Consider the following 22,408-nt stretch of genomic DNA (forward strand, 5'->3'; position numbering starts at 1 on the left):
GCCCGTTGCGTTCAATGCTCGCGAGGCGGCAGGTCGGCGGAGAAGATATCGTCTTCCAGGGTGTCGCCGGGGATCGCATGTTCCTCGGCGGCCCAGGCGCCGAGATCGATCAGCTTGCAGCGGTCGGAGCAGAAGGGGCGGTACTTGTTGTCGCTTTTCCATTCGACGGGCGCGCCGCAGGTCGGGCACTCCACGGTCAGGGGCTGGCTCATGCTCGGCCTCCTCGCAAGGTCAGGTAGAAGGCGTGCAGTCGTTCGACTTCACGCTGCAGGTGGGACAGGTCGCCGTCGTTGACCAGCACGTCGTCGGCGTGCTTCAAGCGCTCGTCGCGCCGGGCCTGGGCCTGGAGGATCGAGCGCACCTGCTCCTCGGAGACCTTGTCGCGAAGCATGGTGCGCTGTAGTTGCAGATGTTCCGGGGTATCCACCACCAGCACGCGCTGGGTCATCTGGCGCTGGCCGGACTCCACCAGCAGCGGCGAGACCAGGATGGCGTAGGGCGATTCGGCCCTGGCCAGGTACTGGACGATCTCCGCGCCGATCAGCGGGTGCAGCAATTGCTCCAGCCAGCGCCGTTCCTCCGGCGCCTGGAAGATCCGCTCGCGCAAGGCGGCGCGGTCGAGCTGGCCATCGGGCAGGAGGATGCCGTCGCCGAAGCGTTCGACGATCTTCGCCAGGGCCGGACGCCCCGGCTCCACCACCCAGCGGGCGGCATGGTCGGCGTCCACCAGGTGGACGCCGAGGGAAATGAAATGCTCGGCGGCTGCGCTCTTGCCGCTGCCGATACCGCCCGTGAGGCCTAGTATCCAGGGTTGGGTCATTTGAATCCGGCGAATTGCAGATAGGTCCGGGTTATTTGATCACCCCAGAGCAAAGCAATCCACCCGGCAATCGCCAGATAGGGACCGAAGGGGATCGGCGTGCCGCTTTCGGCGTTGCGCAGGCGCAGCATGATCACCCCGAGGATCGCCCCGACCAGCGACGACAGCAGGATGGTCAGCGGCAGGATCTGCCAGCCGCCCCAGGCACCGAGCATGGCCAGCAGCTTGAAGTCGCCGTAGCCCATGCCCTCCTTGCCGGTCACCAGCTTGAACAGCCAGAACACCGACCACAGGCTCAGGTAGCCGAACACCGCGCCGAACAGCGCATCGTCGAGGCTGGCGAAGAGGCCGAAATGGTTGGCGATCAGGCCCAGCCAGAGCAGCGGCAGCACCAGCACGTCCGGCAGCAGTTGGTGATCGGCATCGATCAGGCTCATCGCCAGCAGACCCCAGGTCAGCAGGAGCATCGCGCCCGCCTGCCAGGTGAAGCCAAAATGCCAGGCGACGTAGCCGGAAAGCAGCGCGGTGGCCAGTTCCACCAGGGGGTAGCGTTTGCCGATGGCGGCCTTGCAGGACGAGCACTTGCCGCCCAGCGCCAGGTAGCTGACCAGCGGGATGTTTTCCCAGGGGCGGATCTCGTGGCCGCAGCGCGGGCACGCCGAATTCGGCAGCACCAGGTTGTAGGTCGCCTGCTTGGGTTCCGGCTCCAGCCCGAGCGCTTCGCGGGCCTCGGCCTTCCAGTTGCACTCCATCATCTTCGGCAGGCGATGCACGACGACGTTGAGGAAGCTGCCGACCAGCAGGCCGAGGAGGATGGCGCACAAGACAAAGGCCAGCGGATGGCTGGCCAGGTAGTCGAGGAGGGTCATTTAGACGACGTTGCCCAGCTGGAAGATCGGCAGGTACATGGCGATGATCAGGCCACCGACCAGGACCCCGAGGACCGCCATGATCATCGGTTCCATCAGGGCGGTCAGGTTGTCCACGGCATTATCCACTTCCTGCTCGTAGAAGCCAGCGACCTTGGCCAGCATGTCGTCCAGCGCGCCCGATTCCTCGCCGATGGCGGTCATCTGGATGGCCATGCTGGGGAAGATGTTGGTGGTGCGCATGGAGAAGTTCAGCTGCATGCCGGTGGAAACGTCCTGCTTGATCTTGCCCACCGCGTCCCTGAACACCACGTTGCCGGTGGCGCCGGAAACCGAGTCGAGGGCTTCCACCAATGGCACGCCGGCGGCGAAGGTGGTCGACAGCGTCCGCGCGTAGCGTGCCACGGCGGATTTGTAGAGGATGGCGCCGACGATAGGCAGCTTCAGTACCGTGCGGTCGGTGGCGTCGCGGAACTTCTCCGAACGCTTGTAGGCGTGGTTCAGCAGGAAGCCGGCGCCGCCCATCATCAGCAGTACCAGGAGCCACCATTCCTGGAGTACGTTGGAAATGTTGATGACCATCATGGTGAAGGCTGGCAGTTCGGCGCCGAAGCCCTCGAACACCGACTGGAACTGCGGCACCACCTTGATCAGTAGGATCGCCGAAACGATGATGGCGACGACGATCACCGCGATCGGGTAGGTCATGGCCTTCTTGATCTTGGCCTTCAGCGCCTCGGTCTTTTCCTTGTAGGTGGCGACCCGGTCGAGCAGGGTTTCCAGGGCGCCGGATTGTTCGCCGGCGTCCACCAGGTTGCAGTAGAGCGAGTCGAAGTACTGCGGCTTCTTGCGCAGCGAGTTGGCCAGGCTGTTGCCGCCGGCGACCTCCTGCTTGATCTCCTCCACCAGCTTGCGCATGTTCGGATTGTCGAAGCCTTCGCTGATGATGTCGAACGACTGCAGCAGCGGCACGCCGGCGGCCATCATGGTGGACATCTGGCGGGTGAACAGGGCGATGTCCATAGGCTTGATCTTCTTCCCCGCCCCCAGCAGGGAGATGCCTTTCTTGCGGACCTTGACCGGCGTGATGCCCTGCTTGCGCAGTTGCGCCTTGACCAGGGTCGGGTTCTGGCTGGACAGCTCGCCCTTGACCTTGGTGCCTTTCTTGTCAGTGCCTTCCCATACGAAGACACTGGTCTTTAACGCTTTGTCCGCCATGGATTAATCCTTGGTCACGCGGTTGACTTCCTCCAGGCTGGTGATTCCCTGCATGGCTTTCAGCAGGCCTGAGGTGCGCAGATCGTTGAAGCCTTCTTTGCGGGCTTGCTCGGCGATCTCGATGGAGTTGCCTTCTTCCATGATAATCCGCTGCAGGGCGGGGGTGTTTTTAACCACTTCATAAATACCGACGCGACCTTTGTAACCGCCTTTGCAGTTTTCGCAGCCTACAGGCGAATACAGCTTGAAGGTGCCGATCAGCTCTTCCGGGAAACCTTCGTGAAGCAGGGTTTCCTTCGGCACGTCGTGTTCTTTCTTGCAGTGCGAACAGAGTTTTCGCGCAAGGCGCTGGGCGATGATCAGGTTCACCGAGGTCGCCAGGTTGAACGCCGGCACGCCCATGTTCAGCAGGCGGGTGAGGGTCTCGGCGGCGCTGTTGGTGTGCAGGGTGGACATCACCATATGCCCGGTCTGCGCCGCCTTGATGGCGATCTCGGCGGTTTCCAGGTCGCGGATCTCGCCGACCATGATCACGTCCGGGTCCTGGCGCAGGAAGGCGCGCAGCGCCTGGGAGAAGTCCATGCCCTGGCGCGGGTTGACGTTGACCTGGTTGATGCCTTCCAGGTTGATCTCCACAGGGTCTTCGGCGGTGGAGATATTGATGTCGGTGGTATTGAGGATATTCAGGCCGGTGTACAGCGACACCGTCTTGCCCGAGCCGGTGGGGCCGGTGACCAGGATCATGCCCTGTGGCTGCTTGAGCGCGGCCAGATAGAGTTCCTTCTGGTCCTCCTCGTAGCCCAGGGCGTCGATGCCCATCTGCGCGCTGGAGGAGTCGAGGATCCGCATCACGATCTTCTCGCCCCACAGGGTCGGCAGGGTGTTGACGCGGAAGTCGATCGACTTGGTCTTCGACACGCGCATCTTGATCCGCCCGTCCTGCGGCTTGCGCCGTTCGGAGATATCCAGGCCGGCCATTACCTTGAGTCGCGCGGAAATGCGGCTGGCCAACTGGATCGGCGGCTTGGCCACTTCGTGGAGCATGCCGTCGGTACGGAAGCGCACCCGGTAGGTCTTTTCGTAGGGCTCGAAGTGCAGGTCGGAAGAGCCGCCGCGGATGGCGTCGAGCAGCATCTTGTTGACGAAGCGCACCACCGGGGCATCTTCGGCATCGTCGCCGCCGTCGTCCTGGCTGGCGCTTTCCGCCTTGCCGACATCGACCCCGTCGAGATCGATGTCACCGAGGTCGCCGAGAGCGTCCATAGCGCCCTCGTAGAGCTTCTCGATGGCTACGCCGAGCTTGTCGTCCTCCACCAGCAGGGCTTCGGTGGTGAGACCGGTGCTGAACTGGATATCGGTGACCGCCTGGTGGTTGGTCGGGTCGGAGAGACCGATGAACAGTTTGTTGCCGCGTTTCCACAGCGGCAACACACGGTGCTGGCGGACCAGGCGCTCGCTGATGACATCCTTCGGAATGCTTTCCCGATCCAGGCTGTTCAGGTCGCAATAGGCGATGCCGAACTGCTCGGCGGCCACCTCGACCAACGCCCGGCTCTGCACCAGCTTGGCCTGGACCAGGTGGCTGACCAGCGACTGCTTGTTGCGCGCGGCCTGCACCTGGGCCTGGCGGGCGGTCTTTTCGTCGAGGAGTTCGTTCAGGACCAGTTGCTTGGCAAGGCCGCTGAGAGGCGTGGAATCGTTCATTGGGGAACATCTGAAGAAGGCTTGGAGCGAGACTTATAACGCAGATGCCTGGGGCTGCCAAACCGACGATTCCGAGATGCCAAAAAGTGTCACATATTGCCGGCAGGGGAGAGCGGAACACTTTCGAAGTCCCCGCAAGAGTTGCGAAAGGAGGGCGTTTGAAAGGTTGGCATGCAACCTGCTTTGAAGGGGGAAGGCGTTTGGCCTATACATACCACATGGAGATATTCATGAAAGCTCAGAAGGGTTTTACTCTGATCGAACTGATGATCGTGGTTGCGATCATCGGCATCCTGGCCGCCATTGCCATCCCGCAATACCAGGACTACACCGCCCGTACCCAGGTGACCCGTGCCGTGAGTGAAGTCAGCGCGCTGAAGACCGCTGCGGAGTCGGCGATTCTGGAAGGGAAGGAGATTGTTTCCAGCGCGACTCCTAAAGATACCCAGTATGACATTGGCTTCACCGAGTCTACTTTGCTAGATGGTTCTGGTAAGAGTCAGATCCAGGTAACGGACAATAAAGATGGCACCGTTGAGTTGGTCGCTACCTTGGGTAAATCTTCTGGTTCCGCCATCAAAGGGGCTGTAATCACTGTTTCGCGTAAAAATGACGGAGTCTGGAACTGCAAAATCACCAAAACTCCTACAGCTTGGAAGCCCAACTACGCTCCGGCTAATTGCCCGAAATCCTAATCGGTTTTTTGAGTTGTTTTGAGTGTGAAGGAAGCGCCCCGCATTGCGGGGCGTTTTCATTCTGGAGCCCATGTGATGCGAATTTGGCTAGCCTGGGAAAGGATGGGTAAGGCGTCGCGTACTATTCTATTATTGCTGATAAGTATTCTTCTGCTTTCTCCCGTTGTTTACTGCGGGGTTTCCAAGAACTGGCATGATCAGCAGCGAATACTCCAATTGGTGGTGTTGAGTGGATCGTCACTCCTGCTGCTCTTTTCTTCTCGTCTGTCATTTGCCAGAAGGATGGTTCAGGTAACACTGTTGGTTATCTTGGGTCTAGGCAGCGTTTCCGCATTTCTCTCCGCCAATCCTTCCTGGGCACTCAAGGAATGGTCGGTATTCGCCGGCCTGATGCTGTTTTCCTTCAATATATCCGCCAGCCCAGAGTGGGTTCGCCGTATCGCCCTCTGGGGGGTGGTCGTGTTGGGAGGGTTCTTCTGCTACCAGTTCCTGCTTTCCTATCTCGCGGCCTTCGTCAGCGGGCTCCGTGAGTTGAATCCCAGGGTTCTGCTCAGCGGCTTTTCCAACGTCCGGACCATGGGGCAGTTCCAGGCCATGCTGCTGCCGCTGATGGCTGCGCTGGGGTTGTACCTGCGAGAGACCGGGCGGTTCAGACTGTCCTGGCTTGTCATGCTGCTGCTGGCCATCCAATGGTGCATCTCCTTCGCCTTGGCTGGACGCGGGCTCTGGTTGGGTTTCGCCGTCGCGCATCTCGCGCTTTGCTGGATCGGCCCCGTGGGGCGCCGATTCTTGATCGTCCAGTTGTCCGCGGCATTCGTCGGACTGGCGCTCTATTTCCTGCTAATGGTTGCCTTGCCGACCTGGCTAGGTATCGACATGACCCTCATGTCCGGTATGCGCAGTGGTCTGTCTCTGCGCGACGTGTTGTGGCGAGATGCCTGGGGCATGTTCGTAGCCCATCCTTTGCTTGGGGTCGGGCCCATGCATTTCTCGGCGGTGCCGAACAGCGTCGGTGCCCACCCGCACCAGATGCTGCTGCAGTGGTTCGCTGAATGGGGCGGGGTCGCTGGCCTTCTGGTGGTTGGACTGATGACCCTTGGTCTGCTTCGCGGCGCGCGTTACCTGCGTGAACAGGGCGATCCGATGGACGCCGGACTGTGGCTGGCCCTCGTTTCGGTCCTGGTCTTGGCCCAGGTGGACGGCGTGTTCGTCATGCCCTTCACCCAGACCGTATTGGCCTTGCTGGTAGGCATCGCCATGGCGCGCTGGTCGAAGCCGGTCGTGCCGTCCCCCGCACAGCGCTGGCTCTGTCGGGGCCTGGCTGTCGTTGTCATTGTCGTGCTGGGGCGCGTGCTGCTGCTCGAGGTGCCGGGGCTGACCGCGGCCGAGGAGCGCTACCTGGAAATCCACGGCGGCGGTGAGGCGCCACGTTTCTGGATTCAGGGTTGGATTCCCATGTGAGGGGAATATCGGTTGAAATCCGGCTGTGCCGAGTGATACCTTCCCCGCGCCGCCGGATTAGCTCAGTCGGTAGAGCAGCTCATTCGTAATGAGAAGGTCGGGGGTTCGATTCCTCTATCCGGCACCAGTCGCAATAAAAAGCCCCGCTTCGGCGGGGCTTTTTATTGCCTGCGATTCATTCAGAGGGTGAGGCGCATGGACAGGTCGACGGCCCTGACGTCCTTGGTCAGGGTGCCGATGGAGATGTAGTCGACGCCGGTCTCGGCGATGTTGCGCAGGGTGCTCTCGTTGATTCCGCCGGAAGCTTCCAGCTTGGCACGGCCGGCGGTGAGGGCGACGGCGGTGCGCATGCCGTCCAGGCTGAGTTCGTCGAGCATGACGATATCGGCGCCGGCCTCCAGTGCCTGGCGCAGTTCATCGAGGTTCTCCACTTCCACTTCCACCGGCTTGCCGGGTGCTATGCGCCGGGCCTCGGCGATTGCCCGGTCGATACCGCCGCAGGCGGCGATGTGGTTTTCCTTGATCAGGAAGGCATCGTAGAGGCCGATGCGATGGTTGTGGCAACCGCCGCAGGTGACCGCGTACTTCTGCGCGAGGCGCAGGCCTGGCAGGGTCTTGCGGGTGTCGAGGAGCTTCACCGCGGTGCCGGCGACCAGGTCGGCGTAGTGCTGGCTGCGGGTAGCGGTACCGGAAAGCAGCTGGAGGAAGTTCAGCGCGCTGCGCTCGCCGGTGAGCAGCGCGCGGGCCGGACCTTTTAGCTGGAACAGCATCTGGTTCGGCTCGACTCGCTGGCCGTCCTCCACCTGCCAGGTCACCAGCACTCGCGGATCGACCTGGCGGAAGACCTCGTCGACCCAGGCGCGGCCCGCGATCGTCGCGTGCTCGCGGGTAATCACCCGGGCCTCGGCCTCGCGTTGTGGATCGATCAACTGAGCGGTAAGGTCGCCGCCGCCGACGTCTTCCGCCAGAGCGGTACGGACGTTGGCCTGGATTTCGCCTTGGAGGTCGGCAAGGGTGAGGTTAGGCATGGCGGGCTCCTGTACGAGATCGGGCGATTATACGGAGCGCGGCGGACGGCGTCTGTGCCTGCCTGGGCGCCGGTCGGGACGGCCGCCATTCATCGGCCTTCGCTTGTGTGAAGAGAGTCATGTCTATAGGAAAACCCTCTATCTAGATTTGAAAGTATCTCTATAATGAATGTAGATACTTGTTTTTGACGCCTGGAAATTGACGTTACGGACGACGCCAATCGATCCTCTGTGCCCGATTTTTGCCATTCCATGCGCGGCCGCGAGGGTGGCAGGAGAGTCCCGATGCAGAACGATGCCAATGTGGTGCACCTGACCAGGGTCGCTTCCGAGCCGTCGCCGAACGCCGGAGCGGGGCGCCTGCCGGTCATCCTCGTGCAGGTGCGCGACAAGGCGGCGCTGCAGCTGAAACAGGCGTTGCAGGCGTTGTTCGACAACGCCGACGACACCCTCTTCGAAATGGCCGACCGAGCCACCAGCAACCTCGAACAGAACGCTTTCTTCGAAGCCATGCGCGACCTGCGCCTCAAGCGCAAGAGTATCGAGCGGGTCTACCTGCAGAAGGTCTTCGAGGAGTTCTCGGCGCTCAACCAGGTACAGTCCGGCAAATCCGTGCCGACCCTGGATACCGTGTCCTTCGACAGCCTCAGCCTGGTACAGAACGAGGAACTGGAGGAGTCCGTCGCGGTGGACGCGATGGTGGCGCGGGTGATGAGCCGCGATGCCACCGCGCTGGCCCACCTGAGCACCCGCCTGAACACCCTGGTCGGGCGGAAGGTCGACGAGAAGAGCAATCCCCTCGCTCCGCGTCCGCTGACCGCGGATTTCCTCGATGCCTGCCAGGGGCTCGGCGTCGAGATCAAGGTCAAGCTGATCATTCTCAAGCTGTTCGAGAAGTACGTCCTGGCCCATTGCGACCAGTTGTACGCCGAGGCCAACCAGATCCTGGTCGCTGCGGGCGTGCTGCCGGAACTCAAATCCGCACTGCCGCGGCGTCAGCACGCTGTCCGTCCCGAAGCGGTACGCGATGCCGGGACCCTGCAGGCACAGGCTGCGCTGCTCGACGGCGGCCAGCAGGAAGTCTTCGGCGCGCTGCAGGAACTGCTGGCGCAGGTCCGCGACAATCCTTCCTTCTACCGTCGCGAAACGCCTGAGAATGCCGCGCCGATTTCCAGCAACGACCTGATGCGCCTGCTTTCCCACCTGCAACAGCACTTGCCGGGCCCTGGCGCCGTGGAGTTCGACGTCCGCGACGGGGTCGACCAACTGCTCCAGCGGGTCAGCCACAAGAGCGGCCGTTCTCGGGTGGTCGGCCAGGTGGACGATGACGTCATCAACCTGGTGTCGATGCTGTTCGAATTCATTCTCGACGACCGCACCCTGCCTGATTCGCTGAAGGCCCTGATCGGTCGGATGCAGATCCCGATGCTCAAGGTGGCCCTGCTCGACAAGACCTTCTTCAGCCGCGGTAGCCATCCGGCACGTCGCCTGCTCAACGAGATCGCATCCGCGTCGCTGGGCTGGGCCGAACACAATGATGCCCGGCGCGACAGCCTGTACCAGAAGATCGAACAGGTCGTGATGCGGCTGTTGAACGACTTCGTCGACGACCCGGCGATCTTCGCCGAGTTGCTGGAGGACTTCATTGCCTTCACCGGCGACGAGCGCCGCCGCAGCGAGCTCCTCGAGCAACGCACCCGCGACGCCGAGGAAGGCCGCGCCAAGGCCGAACTGGCTCGTCAGGACGTGGAGCAGGTGCTGAACCAGCGACTGCTCGGCAAGGTCCTGCCGGAGGTGGTGGTGCGCCTGCTGCGGGATGCCTGGAGCAAGGTGATGCTGCTGATCTGCCTCAAGCATGGCAAGGTTTCGGCCGAGTGGCGGGAGGCCCTGGATACCATGGACGAGCTGATCTGGAGCGTCGGCCCGCATGATGATCCGCTGTCCCGCCAACAGTTGCTGGAGCGCGTGCCAGGCCTGCTCAAGGCGCTGCGCGAGGGATTGGCCAGCGCAGCCTTCGATCCGTTTTCCACCGGTGAATTCTTCAGCCAGCTGGAAACCCTGCATGTCCAGGGCCTGCAGCGCGACAAGCGCGGCGAGGCGGCGGTCGCGGACAGCCCCCTGCTCGACGAAGCGACCCCGGGCACGGCCGCGGAAAAGCCCCGGGCGCCGGTCATGCTGCGGGTGGTCGAGGAAATCGTCCTGACCTCGCCGGACGCCGCCCCGGCGCCTGTCGAGAGCGAAGTGCGCCTGCCGGACAACGACGAGGCACTGCTGCGGGTCGATGCGCTGCGTGTCGGCAGTTGGGTGGAAATCCAGGAGGACGCCGAGCACAAGCTGCGCTGCAAGCTGGCGGCAGTGATCCGGCCCACCGGTCGCTACATCTTCGTCAATCGCACCGGGATGAAGGTCCTGGAAAAGACCCGCATGGGCCTGGCGGTGGAGTTTCGCCGGCAGGCGGTACGCCTGCTGGACGATGCCTTGCTGTTCGACCGGGCCCTGGAGTCGGTGATCGGCAACCTGCGGCGCCTCAAGGGCGCCTAGCCGCTTCTCGAGGACCCGGCGGATGCCGGGTCTTTTCGTTCTTGCGGGTAATACCTTTCCTCGAAGCATGTCGAAGCGGCCGATCCAGAGCCCGCCTGATCGTCATTCCGGCGCCGCTGGATTAGAGTGGGGGCTCGTTCAGGAGCCCGTATGCATTTCGATTCCGTTACCGGCTGGGTCCGTGGCGTCCGCCACTGCCCTTCACCGAATTTCAACCTGCGTCCGCAAGGGGACGCGGTGTCGCTGCTGGTCATCCACAATATCAGCCTGCCGCCGGGACAGTTCGGCACCGGCAAGGTCCAGGCGTTCTTCCAGAATCGCCTGGACCCGAACGAACATCCCTATTTCGAGGAGATCCGCCACCTGACGGTTTCCGCGCATTTCCTCATCGAACGCGACGGCGCCATCACCCAGTTCGTCTCCTGTCACGACCGCGCCTGGCATGCCGGGGTTTCCTGCTTCGACGGTCGCGAGGCGTGCAACGACTTCTCCCTTGGCATCGAACTGGAGGGGACCGACACGGAACCGTACACGGACGCGCAGTACACTGCCCTGGCCGGGCTGACGCGGCTGTTGCGCGTGGCCTTCCCGGGGATCACCCCGGAACGCATCCAGGGCCACTGCGATATCGCCCCGGAGCGCAAGACCGATCCCGGCGAGGCTTTCGACTGGTCGCGCTACCGCGCCGGATTGACCGATTCCAAGGAGGAAACATGACGTTCCTGGTGTTGCTGCTGGCCCTTGCGCTGGAGAAGTTCTCCGGCTGGCGCCGGCGTATCCAGCGCGATGGCGCCTGGCTCGCCTGGCTGAGCCTGGTCGAGGACCTGCCCTCGGTGTCCCGCCGCTCCTGGCTGGGGCTGCTGCTCGCGGTGGTCCTGCCGTTGCTGCCGCTGGCCCTGCTGCTGACATTGCTGCAGCCGCTGGCCTATGGCTGGTTGAGCCTTCCGCTGCATCTTCTGGTGGTGGTCTACAGTCTCGGCCGCGGCGACGTCATGGCCGACCTCGGGCCGTTCCGCGACGCCTGGCGGCGCGAGGAGGCCCAGGCTGCCTTCCATGTCGCCGAACGCGATCTGGGGATCCTGGGCGGCAGCGAGAGCGAACTGATCGGCCGGGTGCACGGCCATCTGCTCTGGCAGGGCTACCAGAGCTTCTTCGCGGTGATCTTCTGGTATGCCTTGCTCGGCCCGGTGGCGGCCCTGGCCTATCGCCTGCTGGCACTGGCGCTGGAGCACGCCCGCCAGCCGGCGTTGCGCGAACAGGCGGCGCGCGTCCGGCATATCCTCGACTGGTTGCCGGTGCGTGCGCTGGTGCTGAGCTTCGCCCTGGTCGGCAACTTCCTCGCGGTTATCCGCGTGCTGCTGCACTGGCTGCTGGCCTGGGACATCTCGGCGGCCGCGCTGCTGGGCAAGGCCGGGCGGGTCGCCAGCGATGTCGAAGCGGTCGAACTGGGTGCCGCCGGCGTCGCCAGCCTGGATGCGCTCTGGCAATTGCTGGTGCGCGCGGCCGTGCTCTGGTATGCCGTGTTCGCCTTCTGCGCGCTGTTCCTCTGAGCGTAGCGACGGGGAATCCGCTTGCGATTCCCCGTTAACCTTAAGTTACAGAACACCAGGCCGATATCGGGTACACAGGTGAACGTGTCCGCATGATTTCGAAAGGCCATTACCGAGCGGACTCCGTGCGTCAATGTCGCCACGCGGCGGCATCTCTCAGAACGATAAGAACAATCAGGAGACGTCTGGGTGAAGACCGTACTCTATCCCGCCATCGCGCTGATGAACCGGCTCAGCTTCGGCATGAAGTTCGGCCTGATCAGCGTGCTGTTCTTCCTGCCGCTGCTGATCACCAGCTTCTATCTGGTGCGCGATGCCTATCGCCAATTCAGCGACACCCGGATCGAACTGCAGAGCTTGACGCTGCTGGGTAGCGGACTTCAGATCCGGCGTGGCCTGGAGTCCCTCAACGATCTGTTGCAGATCAATGCGGTCATCGGCCAGTCCGGCAAGGCCGGCGATCTGGAAGCGCGCATCGCGGACGTCCAGAAGGGGCTGCGCGGGCGGCTCGAGGCGCTGGCGCCGCTCAGCGAGGATGGTGCGGCGGTAGCCGAATTCGAGGCCCAGCGCGACCGGTTGCTCAACGGCTTGCAGGCCGTGGAGGCCGAAGGGTCCTTGCAGGGCAAGGGCGCACGGGCGGAGAAGCTGCTCGGTAGCGCACAGGTATTCATCAAGTTGCTCATCGCCCAGGCCGGGCTCAGCCAGGACAGCCAGCGCCAGGTGCGCCAGCTCAGCGAGCTGGTCGGTTCGATAACGCCGGAGGTGACGGCGGCCATCAGCAAGGGGCGCGCCATCGGCGCCTACTCCCTGGGCCAGGGTTTCCTCAATTCGTCCTCCAGCGCGCGGCTCGACGAACTGCTGCTGGAGTTCGAGAAACTGCATGGCGAGTACGGCCTGAAGCTGCAGGAGTCCCTGGCCGGCAGCCCACCGGCGCTCGAGGAGGCCGCCCAGGCCAGTCGCGAGACCCTGAAGAGCCTGGGGCAGTTGTTCGAGGACCGGGTGATCGTGGCCGAGACGCTGGATACCCCGTGGACGCAGTTCTACGATCAGGTCAGCGCGGCGATGGACAAGACCTACCAGCTCGACGACGCCGTTCTCGGCTATCTCGATACCCAGTTGCAAAAGCGCCTGCAACAGGTGCGCACGCAGATGCTGTTGCTAGTCGCCGCGCTGGCCGTGGTTTTTGCAGCGATCCTATACCTCTACGGCGGTTTCTACGTTTCCACCCGCGCCACCCTGAAGGATCTCGGGCGAATGATGGAGCGCGTCGCCGGCGGCGACATGACGGTCAGCTTCCAGGCCCGCAGCCGTGACGAGCTGGGCGAGCTGGGACAATCGTTCAACGAATCGGTGGCGAAGATCCACGACCTGATCGAGCGGGTCAGCCAGACCGTCGGCGAGGTCGAGCGGCAGACCCTGCGCGTCGAGTCGGTGTCGGCCGAAAGCAACCAAGCGGTAGCCGGGCAACGCAGCCAGATCGAGCAGGTGGCCACGGCGATGAACCAGATGGCCGCTACCGCCCAGGAAGTGGCACGCAGCGCGGCGATGGCGGTGAGCAGCGCGAACAGCGTGAACCAGGAAACCCTCAGCGGGCGCAGCCTGGTCGAGTCGCAGGTGGGTAGCATCCAGCGCCTGGCCGGCGAGATCGACCAGTCGGTGGCGGCGATCAATCGCCTGGCCAGTGACAGCGCCTCGATCAGCCAGGTGCTGGATGTGATCAAGGGCATCGCTGAACAGACCAACCTGCTGGCGCTCAATGCGGCGATCGAGGCCGCTCGTGCCGGGGAGCAGGGGCGCGGTTTCGCGGTGGTGGCCGACGAGGTGCGCACGCTGGCCAAGCGCACCCAGCAATCCACCGCCGAGATCGAACAGATGATCCTGCGCCTGCAGGGCGGCGTCGATGCGGCGGTGAAGGCGATGGGCAGCAGCCACCATACCGCCGATGGCACCGTCAACGAGTCGGCGCAGGTGCAGCAGGCACTGGAGAATATCCTCGGCGCGGTGGGCATGATCGTCGACCAGAACCAGCAGATCGCCGCCGCCGCCGAGCAACAGACCGCCGTGGCCCACGATATCGACCAGAACATCGTCGAGATCAACCAGGCCGGCGAGCGCACCGCGGAAGGCGCCAGCCAGACCGAACGGGCCAGCCGCGAACTGGGCGCCCAGGTGACCCAGCTGAAACGCCTGATCGGCGCGTTCCGGGTGTAGGCGCAAGGCCTGCACGGGACGTTTTTCGTCCATCCGATTGAACGCTGGGCGGACGGGGACATCCCACTGTCATGCACATGGGGTAAAGGCTGAGCAGGTCAATCCGGCGGTGCGACAGGCGGAGGCGAAATCGCGGCATTTTTTTATTGATCTCGCGTCCCCTTGGTCCTAAAGTTCGCGCCCGAACGTCCATGCTGGAAACGATCCATCCGGCTCAAGTACTGACGACGAGAGATCGCCCTGTGGCAAGGCGACGTCCGCTGCTCAAGCGGCCAGGTCGTCGCGCGGGACACGCGCGCGACCTACCAGGATGAACAGGCGGTGGCTGCCGGCAGGCAGGTGATACTCGGCGACATGCCTTGGGAAGTAGGCGAACCAAAGTGGGGAAACGGATTAGACGTTCAGCTTCACCCCTACGAATCCATGTGTTTTGCCATTGGGAGTCCCAACCATGTCCATCAAGGTCGAGGATTATTTCGCCCCTGAAACCTTCCAGCGCATGAAGGCCTTCGCCGACAAGCAGGAAACCCCCTTCGTGGTCATCGACAAGCAGACCATCGCCGATGCCTACGACCAACTGACCGACTGCTTCCCCTTCGCCAGGATCTACTACGCGGTGAAGGCCAATCCCGCTACCGAAATCACCGAGCTGCTGCGCGACAAGGGTTCGAACTTCGATATCGCCTCGATCTACGAACTGGACAAGGTGATGAAGACCGGCGTCGGTCCGGAGCGCATCAGCTACGGCAACACCATCAAGAAATCCAAGGACATCCGCTACTTCTACGAGAAGGGCGTGCGCCTGTTCGCCACCGACTCCGAAGCCGACCTGCGCAACATCGCCAAGGCCGCTCCCGGCGCCAAGGTCTACGTGCGTATCCTCACCGAGGGCTCGACTACCGCAGACTGGCCGTTGTCGCGCAAGTTCGGCTGCCAGACCGACATGGCCATGGACCTGCTGATCCTGGCCCGCCAGCTGGGCCTGGAGCCCTACGGCATTTCCTTCCACGTCGGTTCGCAGCAGCGCGACATCTCGGTGTGGGACGCGGCGATCGCCAAGGTCAAGGTGATCTTCGAGCGCCTGAAGGAAGAAGACGGCATCGTCCTGAAGATGATCAACATGGGCGGCGGCTTCCCGGCCAACTACATCACCAAGACCAACGACCTGGAAACCTATGCGGAGGAGATCATCCGCTTCCTCAAGGAGGACTTCGGCGACGACCTGCCGGAAATCATCCTCGAGCCGGGCCGTTCGCTGATCGCCAATGCCGGCATCCTGGTCAGCGAAGTGGTGCTGGTCGCCCGCAAGTCGCGGACCGCCGTGGAGCGCTGGGTCTATGCCGACGTCGGCAAGTTCTCCGGACTGATCGAAACCATGGACGAGTCGATCAAGTTCCCGATCTGGACCGAGAAGCAGGGCGAGATGGAAGAGGTGGTGATCGCCGGCCCGACCTGCGACAGCGCCGACATCATGTACGAGCACTACAAGTATGGCCTGCCGCTGAACCTGGCGAGCGGCGACCGCCTTTACTGGCTGTCTACCGGCGCCTACACCACCAGCTACAGTGCGGTGGAGTTCAACGGCTTCCCGCCGCTGAAGGCGTTCTACCTCTAGCGCAGTCGCCTCTGTTACGAAGAGCCCCGCCTCGGCGGGGCTTTTTCATGTCGCTCTGGAAGCCTCGCGGCGCTCGTGCCAGCCTTGTTCGACAACCCATGACAAGGACGCCGACATGACAGGCAATGGTATTTCCCTGGTGACCCTCGGGGTCGCCGATCTGGCCCGCTCCTCTCTCTACTACCAGGCGCTGGGCTGGCAGCCCTCTTCGGACGGCAACGAGCAGGTGGTATTTCTCAAGGGCCGCAACCTGGTCCTCGGCCTCTACGGACGCAGCGCCCTCGCCGAGGATGCGCAGGTGGAAGATCGTCCGACCGGCTTCGCGGCTATCACCCTGGCCTGCAACTGCGCCTCGCAGGACGAGGTGGACCGTCTGTTCTCCGCGGCTATGGCGGCCGGCGGGCAGGCGACCAAGATGCCGCAGGAAGTGTTCTGGGGGGCTACTCCGGATATGTCGCCGACCCGGATGGACACCTTTGGGAAATTGCCTACAACCCGTTCTGGCCGTTCGACGAGCAGGGCAACCTGGTCTTGCCCTGAGGTGCTGCGGATGGAAAAACGCCCCGCTTGGCGGGGCGCATTCCTTGGTGGCGGTCAGCCTTCGTCCGGCTGACGGGACGGTGCGCGCGGCGTCGTTGGCGCGGGTCGTCCGGCCTGGGCTACCTGCTGCCCGGCGTCGGCCTTGTCCAGCGGCAGCTTGTCGAAGTCGCGCAAGCCATTGTGGGCATAGGGGTTGCCGATCCAGCGGACTTCATGCTCGAAGTCGTTGCTCACCAGGCTCTTGGTCGGATCGAAGAGGTCATAGTTGAGGCCGGCGAGGTCGGACCAGGTATGGATCAGGTCTTCGCTGCTGTAGCGTCGGTCGACCAGGGCCTGTAGGTCGCGCGGATGGGTCTGCTGCCAACTGGGCGAAGTCCAGACCAGGAAGGGCACGGTGTACATGCCGCGGGTCGGGTCGCCTTCGTTGCGGCCGAGACGGTCGTGCGGGGCTTCGTCGAAGACTTCCTCGCCATGGTCCGAGAGGTAGACCAGGAAGCCGTTCGGATCGCTGTTGGCGAAGCCCTTGATCAGGCTGGAGACCACGTAGTCGTTGTACAGCACGGCGTTGTCGTAGCTGTTGTAGACCTCCACCTGGTCGTCGCTGAGAGCCGCCGGGGCGCCCTGACGGTCGACGAAGCGAGCGTAGTCGGCGGGATAGCGGTACTTGTAGTTCATGTGGGTGCCGAGCAGATGGACCACGATGAACTTCTTCGGCGCCGGATCGTCCAGCACCTTGGCGAAGGGCGCCAGCACCGCGCCGTCCAGCTGGCTGGCGTTCTGGCTGCGCTGGTTGTTCAGGTAGAACTGCGCATCGGTCTGCTGGGCGAAGGTCGTCAGCATGGTGTTGCGCTTGGTCATGGTCTGCTGGTTGGTGATCCAGAAGGTCTTATAGCCGGCCTGCTTCATCAGGTTCATCAGCGACGGATCGGTGAGGAAGCGATCGGGCTGCTCCTGGTCGGCGAATGTCAGCACCTGCTGCAGCACCTCGATGGTGTATGGCCGCGATGCCACCACGTTGTTGAATACCGTGAGGTTCCGGTTCGCGGCCTTCAGTGCGTCCAACTGCGGGGTCGTTTCGCGTGGATAGCCGTAGAGGCTCATGTGCTTGCGCGACGTGGATTCGCCGATCACCAGGACCAGCGTGCGCGGCGTATCGCCATTGGCATCGACGAGGTTCTTCAGCGGCGGTAGGGCAGCGTTCTTTTGCAACAGCGCCTGCATGCTGCCCAGTTGCTGGCGGTATTGCTGGTAGCCGATCAGCAATTGCCAGGGCACCGCCGGTTCCATGCGCGCCTGGACCTTGTCCAGGGCTTCGTCGAAGGGCCGGCCCTGACTGACCAGTTGCTTGTAGAACGGATAGCCGATGGTCGCGACGATCAGCAGCACCGCCACCGGCAGGGCGCTGAAGCGCGGCAGGTAGACCGGGCGCAGACGGCGCCAGAGGAGGATGGCGACCAGGCTGTAGAGCACCAGGCCGAGGGTCATCCAGGGGTTGAAGTACTGGCTGAAATATTCGCTGGCCTCGGCGGTGTTCGACTCGAACATCACGAAGATCACGCTTTGCGAAAATTCCTGGTGATAGATGCCGAAATAGCTCAGGCCGACCAGCGAGGCGGCCCACAGCACCAGCCCGATGACGGCGGCCAGCGGCTTGGTCCAGCGCGGGAACAGCAACACCGGCGCAAGCCAGATGGTGCTCAGCACCATGGCGTTGCGGAAACCGGAGAAACCGCTGTTGCCGGAGGTCAGCAGGAGCAGTTGGGTGATACCGGAGAAGAACCAGAAGAACAGGAACAGCCAGCCCAGGCCGGCCCAGTCGATGCGATTGCGCGTAACGCGTGGTGGGGTGGGGGACACGATAGCCTCGTTCGATGGATCGGAGGCGCGATCGTCGTTCGCCTCGATGAAACGGCGAGGGTAGGGAAAGGCTTGTCAAAAAAGTGTTATGTGGGCGTGAACAAAGGGTCGTGCGTTGTTCGTCAGGCGGGCAGTCGTGCGTGCCCGTGACGTTCGAGCGCCTGTTCCAGGGCCTCTCGATCGGTGTCGTCGCCCAACTGCGCCGCGCGTCGGTAGTAGGCCAGCGCCAGGCTGCGGAACGGTGGGTGGGCCGACTGCTCCAGGCCATGGCGGGCGCTGCGCAGGAAGTTCAGGTTGCCGCCTTCGAGGGCTCGCCGGAGCCAGGTTTCGGCTTCGGCATGGCGGCCCGAGGCGCTGAGCATCGCGGCGTGGCTGAACTGGCCGCGAAAATCGCCACCCTCGGCGGAGCGTCGATACCAGTGCGCAGCTTGCGCCAGGTCGCGAGCGACCACCAGGCCTTCTTCGTGGTAGCGCCCCACCAGGTTCATCGATTTCGCGTGGCCCTGCTCGGCCGCTTGCCGATACAGCGCATAGGCGCGCGGCTGGTCCTGGGGCACCCCGCGGCCGGTAGCGTGAAGATTGGCCAGGTTGTAGCGGGCCCAGTCGAGGCCGGCCTGGGCGGCGATCCGATAGTGGACCGCTGCCGCGGCTGGATCCGCCGGGCCGCCCCAGCCATGTTCCAGGCAGCGAGCGAGCATATTGCGCGCCATTGCGTGGCCGTGCCCGGCGGCGATCGCGAACCAGGTCCGCGCCAGGGTCGGGTCGCGCTGGATGCCTTGGCCGTCCAGAAGGATCTGTCCGAGCAGGGCCTGGGCTTCCGTCAGGCCCTCGCGCGCAGCGCCGAGGATGGCCTGGGCAACCTCGCCCGGGGTACCGGCCAGTTGTGCGGCGAAACCTTCGGCGTCCAGTGCGTCGTGACGGAGCAGCAGGTGGCGCATGTTCAGAGTTCCGACCAGCGCCGCAGGAGATTGTGGTAGGTGCCGGTGAGGCGGATCAGCGAGGGATGGTCGGGCACGTCGTGGGTGAGTCGCTGGATCGACTGGTCCATTTCGAATAGCAGGGTGCGCTGGCTGTCTTCGCGGACCAGGCTCTGGGTCCAGAAGAACGAGGCGTAGCGCGCGCCGCGGGTGACCGGATTGACCTTGTGCAGGCTGGTGCCGGGGTAGAGCACCAGATCGCCGGCGGGCAGCTTCACCTGTTGCAGGCCGTAGGTGTCCTGGATCACCAGTTCGCCGCCGTCATAGTCCTCCGGGTCGCTGAAGAAGAGGGTCGAGGACAGGTCGGTACGGACCCGCTCGCGGCCGCCATGGACGTCGCGCACGGCGTTGTCGATGTGGAAGTCGAACGAGCCCCCGCCGGTATAGCAGTTGAACAGCGGCGGGAAGACCTTGAGCGGCAGGGCGGCGGACATGAACAGGGGATGGTTCCACAGGCGCTGCAGCATGGCTTCGCCGATCTCCCGGGCCAGCGGGTGGTCCTGCGGCAGTTGCAGGTTGTGCTTGGCCTTGGCCGATTGGTAGCCGGCGGTCGCCTTGCCGTCGGCCCATTCCGCCTGCTCCAGGGCTGCGCGGATCCGGGAGACTTCCTCGGCGGTGAAGATGGCGGGAATATGCAGCAACATGGCGCTGTCCATGAAGGCGAAATGACTGCCAATGATATTGATTTGCATTGGGCGTGTAAAACCGCCAGAGGTTGTAGACGAGCGAGATGGGAAAAAATGTAATGAGAAAATTGTAAAGAATGTAAATTCCTGTCGAATGCGAATCCGTAATAATTGATAACAATTCTGATCTGCAATAAATTCCGCGACCTTCACAGCTCCCGGGGAGGGGTTTCGAATGTCGCGTCAGTCCACGGATACCGCCGTTTCTTCGCAACGTCTGCTGGCTTCGGCCATCGGTGTCGCCATCACCGCCATCGCCGCACCGCAGGCAGCCCACGCCGACGAGGCCGGGCAGAAAAAGACCGACAAGGACCGCGTACTGTCGCTGGATGCGGCCACCATCGTCGGCGAGCAGCAGGACGAAACCACCTATAACGTCGACCGCTCGGCGTCGAAGAAGTACACCGCGCCGCTGCTGGATACGCCGAAGACCGTGACCGTGATCCCGCAGCAGGTGATCAAGGACACTGGCGCCCTGACCCTGGCCGACGCACTGCGTACCACCCCGGGTATCACCTTCGGCGCGGGCGAGGGCGGCAACCCCGCAGGCGACCGGCCATTCATCCGTGGCTTCAACGCCGAGAGCGATACGTTCCTCGACGGTATGCGCGACGTCGCCTCGCAAACCCGCGAGGTGTTCAACGTCGAGCAGATCGAGGTCAGCAAGGGCCCGGGCTCGGCCTACACCGGCGCCGGCTCCACCGGTGGCAGCCTGAACCTGATCAGCAAGACCGCCAAGCAGGACAACTTCACCGACGCCGGCTTCACCTGGGGCTCAGACCAGACCCGCCGCACTACTCTCGACGTGAACCGGATGATTGGCGACAACGCCGCCTTCCGCCTCAACCTGATGAAGCACGATGCCCACGTCGCAGGGCGCGACGAAGTCAGCGTCAGCCGCTGGGGCGTGGCTCCGACCGTTACCTTCGGCTTCGACACGCCGACCCGCGCCACCCTGTCCTATTACCATCTCAGCACCGATGACATGCCGGACTACGGCCTGCCGCTGACCAACGTCAACCGCAGCAAAGCCAATCCGAGCAAGCCGGCCTCGGTGGATCGCGATAACTTCTATGGCCTGAAGGACCGCGACTACCGCAAGAGCACCACCGACAGCGGCACCTTCCGCATCGAGCATGACCTGAACGACAACCTGACCCTGTCGAATAGCACCCGCCTGGTGCGCACGACGCTCGACTACGTCGTCAGCAACCCCGACGACAGCCGTGGCAACGTTGCCAACGGCTACGTCTACCGTTCGGCGAAAAGCCGCAATTCGACCTCGAAGGGCTGGGTCAACCAGACCGACCTGAAGGCCAACTTCGAAACCGGCTTCATCAAGCACACCCTGGTGACCGGCCTGGAGTTCAGCTACGAGGACGTGCACAACCGTCCGTACGCCATTACTTCCGGTGGCGGCGCCGGCAACACCTGCAATGCACGATTGCTCGCCAGTGGCGACTGCACCAGCCTGAATCGCCCGACTCCGGGCGACAACTGGACTGGCAGCATCACCGACGGCCTGGCCTATACCGATACCGACACCAAGACCAGCGCGGCTTATGTGTTCGATACCCTGAAGCTAAGCGAACAATGGGAGCTGAATCTCGGCCTGCGCTACGACGACTTCGATACCAAGTCCAGCGGCTACCAGACGGCTGGCCGCAACGGTCCCGCCGGCTACTTCAAGCGCGAGAACAACAGCCACTTCTGGAACTACCAGACCGGTCTGGTCTACAAACCGGCGCCTAACGGCAGCATCTACCTGGCCTGGTCGACCTCGAGCAACCCCACCGGCGAGACCGGCGGCGAGGGCCAGGCGGACATCAGCGTAGGCAACAACGGGTTGGATCCGGAGCGTAACCGCAACCTCGAACTGGGTACCAAGTGGGCCTTCTTCGACGATGCTCTGTCGCTGAACGCCGCGCTTTTCCGCACCGACAAGACCAATGCCCGGGTCGCTTCGCCGGATGTCTCCACTCTTCAGGTACTGGACGGCGAGCAGCGGGTGCAGGGCGTCGAGCTGGGCTTCAATGGCAAGCTGACCGAGAAGTGGAAGGTCTTCGGCGGCTACACCTACCTCGACAGCGAAATCCGCAAGTCGACAGTGAAGAGCGACGAAGGCAACAAGATGCCGCAGACCGCGCAGAACAACTTCACTCTGTGGACCACCTACGATCTGTTGCAGAACTTCACTATCGGCGGTGGTACCACCTATGTGGACAAGCAGTACGGCAACACTGCGAACTCTACCTATATCCCGTCCTACTGGCGCTATGACGCCATGGCCAGCTACAAGGTGAGCAAGAACGTCGACCTGCAACTGAACGTGCAGAACCTGACCGACAAGCGCTACTTCGACCAGGTCTACAGCACGCACATGGCCCACGTCGCTCCGGGCCGCACGGCATTGCTCGGGGTGAACTTCCACTTCTGACTGCCGCTCTCGCTCCCCACGAAAGCCCCATTCCCCCTGCGGGATGGGGCTTTCCCGCATCCAGGTGGGTAAATAGAGCGTAAAGAACGTTAATTCGGCTTTATCGCAACTGATTATCAAATAGAATTGCCCGCCGACGTCCTCGTGTCGTCTGGCCGGCGCTTGGCGTCGGCGTAGTCCCGTTGTTGCCGCGCGGCGG

Annotated in this window: 17 protein-coding genes, 1 tRNA gene and 1 pseudogene; 10 read left to right on the top strand and 9 right to left on the bottom strand. The window is 63.2% G+C overall.

Annotated elements, in window-relative coordinates:
* Nucleotides 1–11 precede the first annotated feature (11 nt).
* From yacG to pilB, 5 genes are read right to left on the bottom strand one after another with little or no spacing between them, the layout of a single operon-like run.
* Nucleotides 12–212 carry a DNA gyrase inhibitor YacG gene (yacG, locus tag AC4OR5_RS06730; RefSeq protein WP_003094656.1) on the bottom strand — a complete coding sequence of 67 codons (201 nt, stop codon included), beginning with the start codon at nt 210–212 and terminating at the stop codon, nt 12–14.
* Nucleotides 209–820 (bottom strand): dephospho-CoA kinase, encoded by a 612-nt coding sequence (gene coaE / locus AC4OR5_RS06735; RefSeq protein WP_003094654.1) that lies wholly within the window; start codon nt 818–820, stop codon nt 209–211. The genes yacG and coaE overlap by 4 nt, the downstream gene beginning before the upstream one ends.
* Entirely contained in the window at nt 817–1,689 is an 873-nt protein-coding gene (gene pilD, locus AC4OR5_RS06740) for a type IV prepilin peptidase/methyltransferase PilD (RefSeq protein WP_034001500.1), read from the bottom strand. Before pilD ends, coaE begins: the two co-directional genes overlap by 4 nt.
* Nucleotides 1,690–2,907: a type II secretion system F family protein gene (locus AC4OR5_RS06745; protein ID WP_003107299.1), complete on the bottom strand. Its 1,218-nt coding sequence runs from the start codon at nt 2,905–2,907 to the stop codon at nt 1,690–1,692.
* Nucleotides 2,908–2,910: 3 nt separating this feature from the next.
* Nucleotides 2,911–4,611, bottom strand: a complete 1,701-nt coding sequence (gene pilB, locus AC4OR5_RS06750) for a type IV-A pilus assembly ATPase PilB (RefSeq protein WP_003122078.1) — start codon at nt 4,609–4,611, stop codon at nt 2,911–2,913.
* Between the two features lie 230 nt (nt 4,612–4,841).
* Between pilB and AC4OR5_RS06755 the strand changes: the two genes are divergently transcribed.
* The 3 genes from AC4OR5_RS06755 to AC4OR5_RS06765 all read left to right on the top strand — a co-directional run bounded on the left by AC4OR5_RS06755 (nt 4,842) and on the right by AC4OR5_RS06765 (nt 6,894).
* Nucleotides 4,842–5,306 carry a pilin gene (locus tag AC4OR5_RS06755; RefSeq protein ID WP_003122079.1) on the top strand — a complete coding sequence of 155 codons (465 nt, stop codon included), beginning with the start codon at nt 4,842–4,844 and terminating at the stop codon, nt 5,304–5,306.
* Nucleotides 5,307–5,381: 75 nt separating this feature from the next.
* A complete protein-coding gene (locus tag AC4OR5_RS06760; protein WP_058161079.1) occupies nt 5,382–6,767 on the top strand; it encodes an O-antigen ligase family protein in 1,386 nt (461 codons plus the stop codon).
* A gap of 51 nt (nt 6,768–6,818) precedes the next feature.
* Nucleotides 6,819–6,894, top strand: a tRNA-Thr gene (locus AC4OR5_RS06765).
* A 52-nt stretch (nt 6,895–6,946) separates the two neighbouring features.
* On the opposite strand, the gene nadC is transcribed toward AC4OR5_RS06765, so the two are convergent.
* Complete coding sequence (nadC, locus tag AC4OR5_RS06770; RefSeq protein WP_058161081.1) at nt 6,947–7,795, bottom strand: carboxylating nicotinate-nucleotide diphosphorylase; 849 nt, start codon at nt 7,793–7,795, stop codon at nt 6,947–6,949.
* Between the two features lie 285 nt (nt 7,796–8,080).
* Between nadC and AC4OR5_RS06775 the strand changes: the two genes are divergently transcribed.
* From AC4OR5_RS06775 to AC4OR5_RS06800, 6 genes and pseudogenes are all read left to right on the top strand, one after another.
* On the top strand, nt 8,081–10,336 hold the full coding sequence (locus AC4OR5_RS06775) for a DUF1631 domain-containing protein (RefSeq protein ID WP_058161083.1): 2,256 nt from the start codon (nt 8,081–8,083) through the stop codon (nt 10,334–10,336).
* A 150-nt stretch (nt 10,337–10,486) separates the two neighbouring features.
* A complete protein-coding gene (gene ampD / locus AC4OR5_RS06780; protein WP_058161086.1) occupies nt 10,487–11,053 on the top strand; it encodes a 1,6-anhydro-N-acetylmuramyl-L-alanine amidase AmpD in 567 nt (188 codons plus the stop codon).
* Nucleotides 11,050–11,886 (top strand): regulatory signaling modulator protein AmpE, encoded by an 837-nt coding sequence (gene ampE, locus AC4OR5_RS06785; RefSeq protein WP_003116244.1) that lies wholly within the window; start codon nt 11,050–11,052, stop codon nt 11,884–11,886. The genes ampD and ampE overlap by 4 nt, the downstream gene beginning before the upstream one ends.
* A gap of 189 nt (nt 11,887–12,075) precedes the next feature.
* Nucleotides 12,076–14,097 (top strand): methyl-accepting chemotaxis protein, encoded by a 2,022-nt coding sequence (locus AC4OR5_RS06790; RefSeq protein ID WP_003094624.1) that lies wholly within the window; start codon nt 12,076–12,078, stop codon nt 14,095–14,097.
* 451 nt (nt 14,098–14,548) lie between these two features.
* Nucleotides 14,549–15,712: a type III PLP-dependent enzyme gene (locus AC4OR5_RS06795; protein ID WP_003094617.1), complete on the top strand. Its 1,164-nt coding sequence runs from the start codon at nt 14,549–14,551 to the stop codon at nt 15,710–15,712.
* Nucleotides 15,713–15,827: 115 nt separating this feature from the next.
* Nucleotides 15,828–16,252 (top strand): annotated as a pseudogene (locus AC4OR5_RS06800) (VOC family protein).
* A gap of 54 nt (nt 16,253–16,306) precedes the next feature.
* Here AC4OR5_RS06800 and AC4OR5_RS06805 read toward each other — a convergent pair.
* The 3 genes from AC4OR5_RS06805 to AC4OR5_RS06815 all read right to left on the bottom strand — a co-directional run bounded on the left by AC4OR5_RS06805 (nt 16,307) and on the right by AC4OR5_RS06815 (nt 19,730).
* Nucleotides 16,307–18,109, bottom strand: a complete 1,803-nt coding sequence (locus AC4OR5_RS06805) for a phosphoethanolamine transferase CptA (protein ID WP_023435050.1) — start codon at nt 18,107–18,109, stop codon at nt 16,307–16,309.
* Nucleotides 18,110–18,231: 122 nt separating this feature from the next.
* Complete coding sequence (locus AC4OR5_RS06810; RefSeq protein WP_003110339.1) at nt 18,232–19,047, bottom strand: tetratricopeptide repeat protein; 816 nt, start codon at nt 19,045–19,047, stop codon at nt 18,232–18,234.
* 2 nt (nt 19,048–19,049) lie between these two features.
* Nucleotides 19,050–19,730, bottom strand: coding sequence for a Fe2+-dependent dioxygenase (locus AC4OR5_RS06815; RefSeq protein ID WP_003110338.1), 681 nt, complete (start codon nt 19,728–19,730; stop codon nt 19,050–19,052).
* 217 nt (nt 19,731–19,947) lie between these two features.
* On the opposite strand from AC4OR5_RS06815, the gene piuA reads away from it, so the two are divergent.
* Nucleotides 19,948–22,209 carry a TonB-dependent siderophore receptor PiuA gene (gene piuA / locus AC4OR5_RS06820; RefSeq protein ID WP_057384618.1) on the top strand — a complete coding sequence of 754 codons (2,262 nt, stop codon included), beginning with the start codon at nt 19,948–19,950 and terminating at the stop codon, nt 22,207–22,209.
* The last annotated feature ends 199 nt before the right edge of the window (nt 22,210–22,408 follow it).

Source organism: Pseudomonas sp. YA1, assembly GCF_058680555.1.

Bases quoted from the DNA above. Each gene is read 5' to 3' on its own strand.
- AC4OR5_RS06815 (WP_003110338.1), bottom strand. From the start codon at position 19,730: ATGTTGCTGCATATTCCCGCCATCTTCACCGCCGAGGAAGTCTCCCGG.
- ampE (WP_003116244.1), top strand. From the start codon at position 11,050: ATGACGTTCCTGGTGTTGCTGCTGGCCCTTGCGCTGGAGAAGTTCTCC.
- AC4OR5_RS06795 (WP_003094617.1), top strand. From the start codon at position 14,549: ATGTCCATCAAGGTCGAGGATTATTTCGCCCCTGAAACCTTCCAGCGC.
- coaE (WP_003094654.1), bottom strand. From the start codon at position 820: ATGACCCAACCCTGGATACTAGGCCTCACGGGCGGTATCGGCAGCGGC.
- AC4OR5_RS06810 (WP_003110339.1), bottom strand. From the start codon at position 19,047: ATGCGCCACCTGCTGCTCCGTCACGACGCACTGGACGCCGAAGGTTTC.
- AC4OR5_RS06745 (WP_003107299.1), bottom strand. From the start codon at position 2,907: ATGGCGGACAAAGCGTTAAAGACCAGTGTCTTCGTATGGGAAGGCACT.
- yacG (WP_003094656.1), bottom strand. From the start codon at position 212: ATGAGCCAGCCCCTGACCGTGGAGTGCCCGACCTGCGGCGCGCCCGTC.
- AC4OR5_RS06775 (WP_058161083.1), top strand. From the start codon at position 8,081: ATGCAGAACGATGCCAATGTGGTGCACCTGACCAGGGTCGCTTCCGAG.
- piuA (WP_057384618.1), top strand. From the start codon at position 19,948: ATGTCGCGTCAGTCCACGGATACCGCCGTTTCTTCGCAACGTCTGCTG.
- ampD (WP_058161086.1), top strand. From the start codon at position 10,487: ATGCATTTCGATTCCGTTACCGGCTGGGTCCGTGGCGTCCGCCACTGC.
- pilD (WP_034001500.1), bottom strand. From the start codon at position 1,689: ATGACCCTCCTCGACTACCTGGCCAGCCATCCGCTGGCCTTTGTCTTG.
- AC4OR5_RS06755 (WP_003122079.1), top strand. From the start codon at position 4,842: ATGAAAGCTCAGAAGGGTTTTACTCTGATCGAACTGATGATCGTGGTT.
- nadC (WP_058161081.1), bottom strand. From the start codon at position 7,795: ATGCCTAACCTCACCCTTGCCGACCTCCAAGGCGAAATCCAGGCCAAC.
- pilB (WP_003122078.1), bottom strand. From the start codon at position 4,611: ATGAACGATTCCACGCCTCTCAGCGGCCTTGCCAAGCAACTGGTCCTG.
- AC4OR5_RS06760 (WP_058161079.1), top strand. From the start codon at position 5,382: ATGCGAATTTGGCTAGCCTGGGAAAGGATGGGTAAGGCGTCGCGTACT.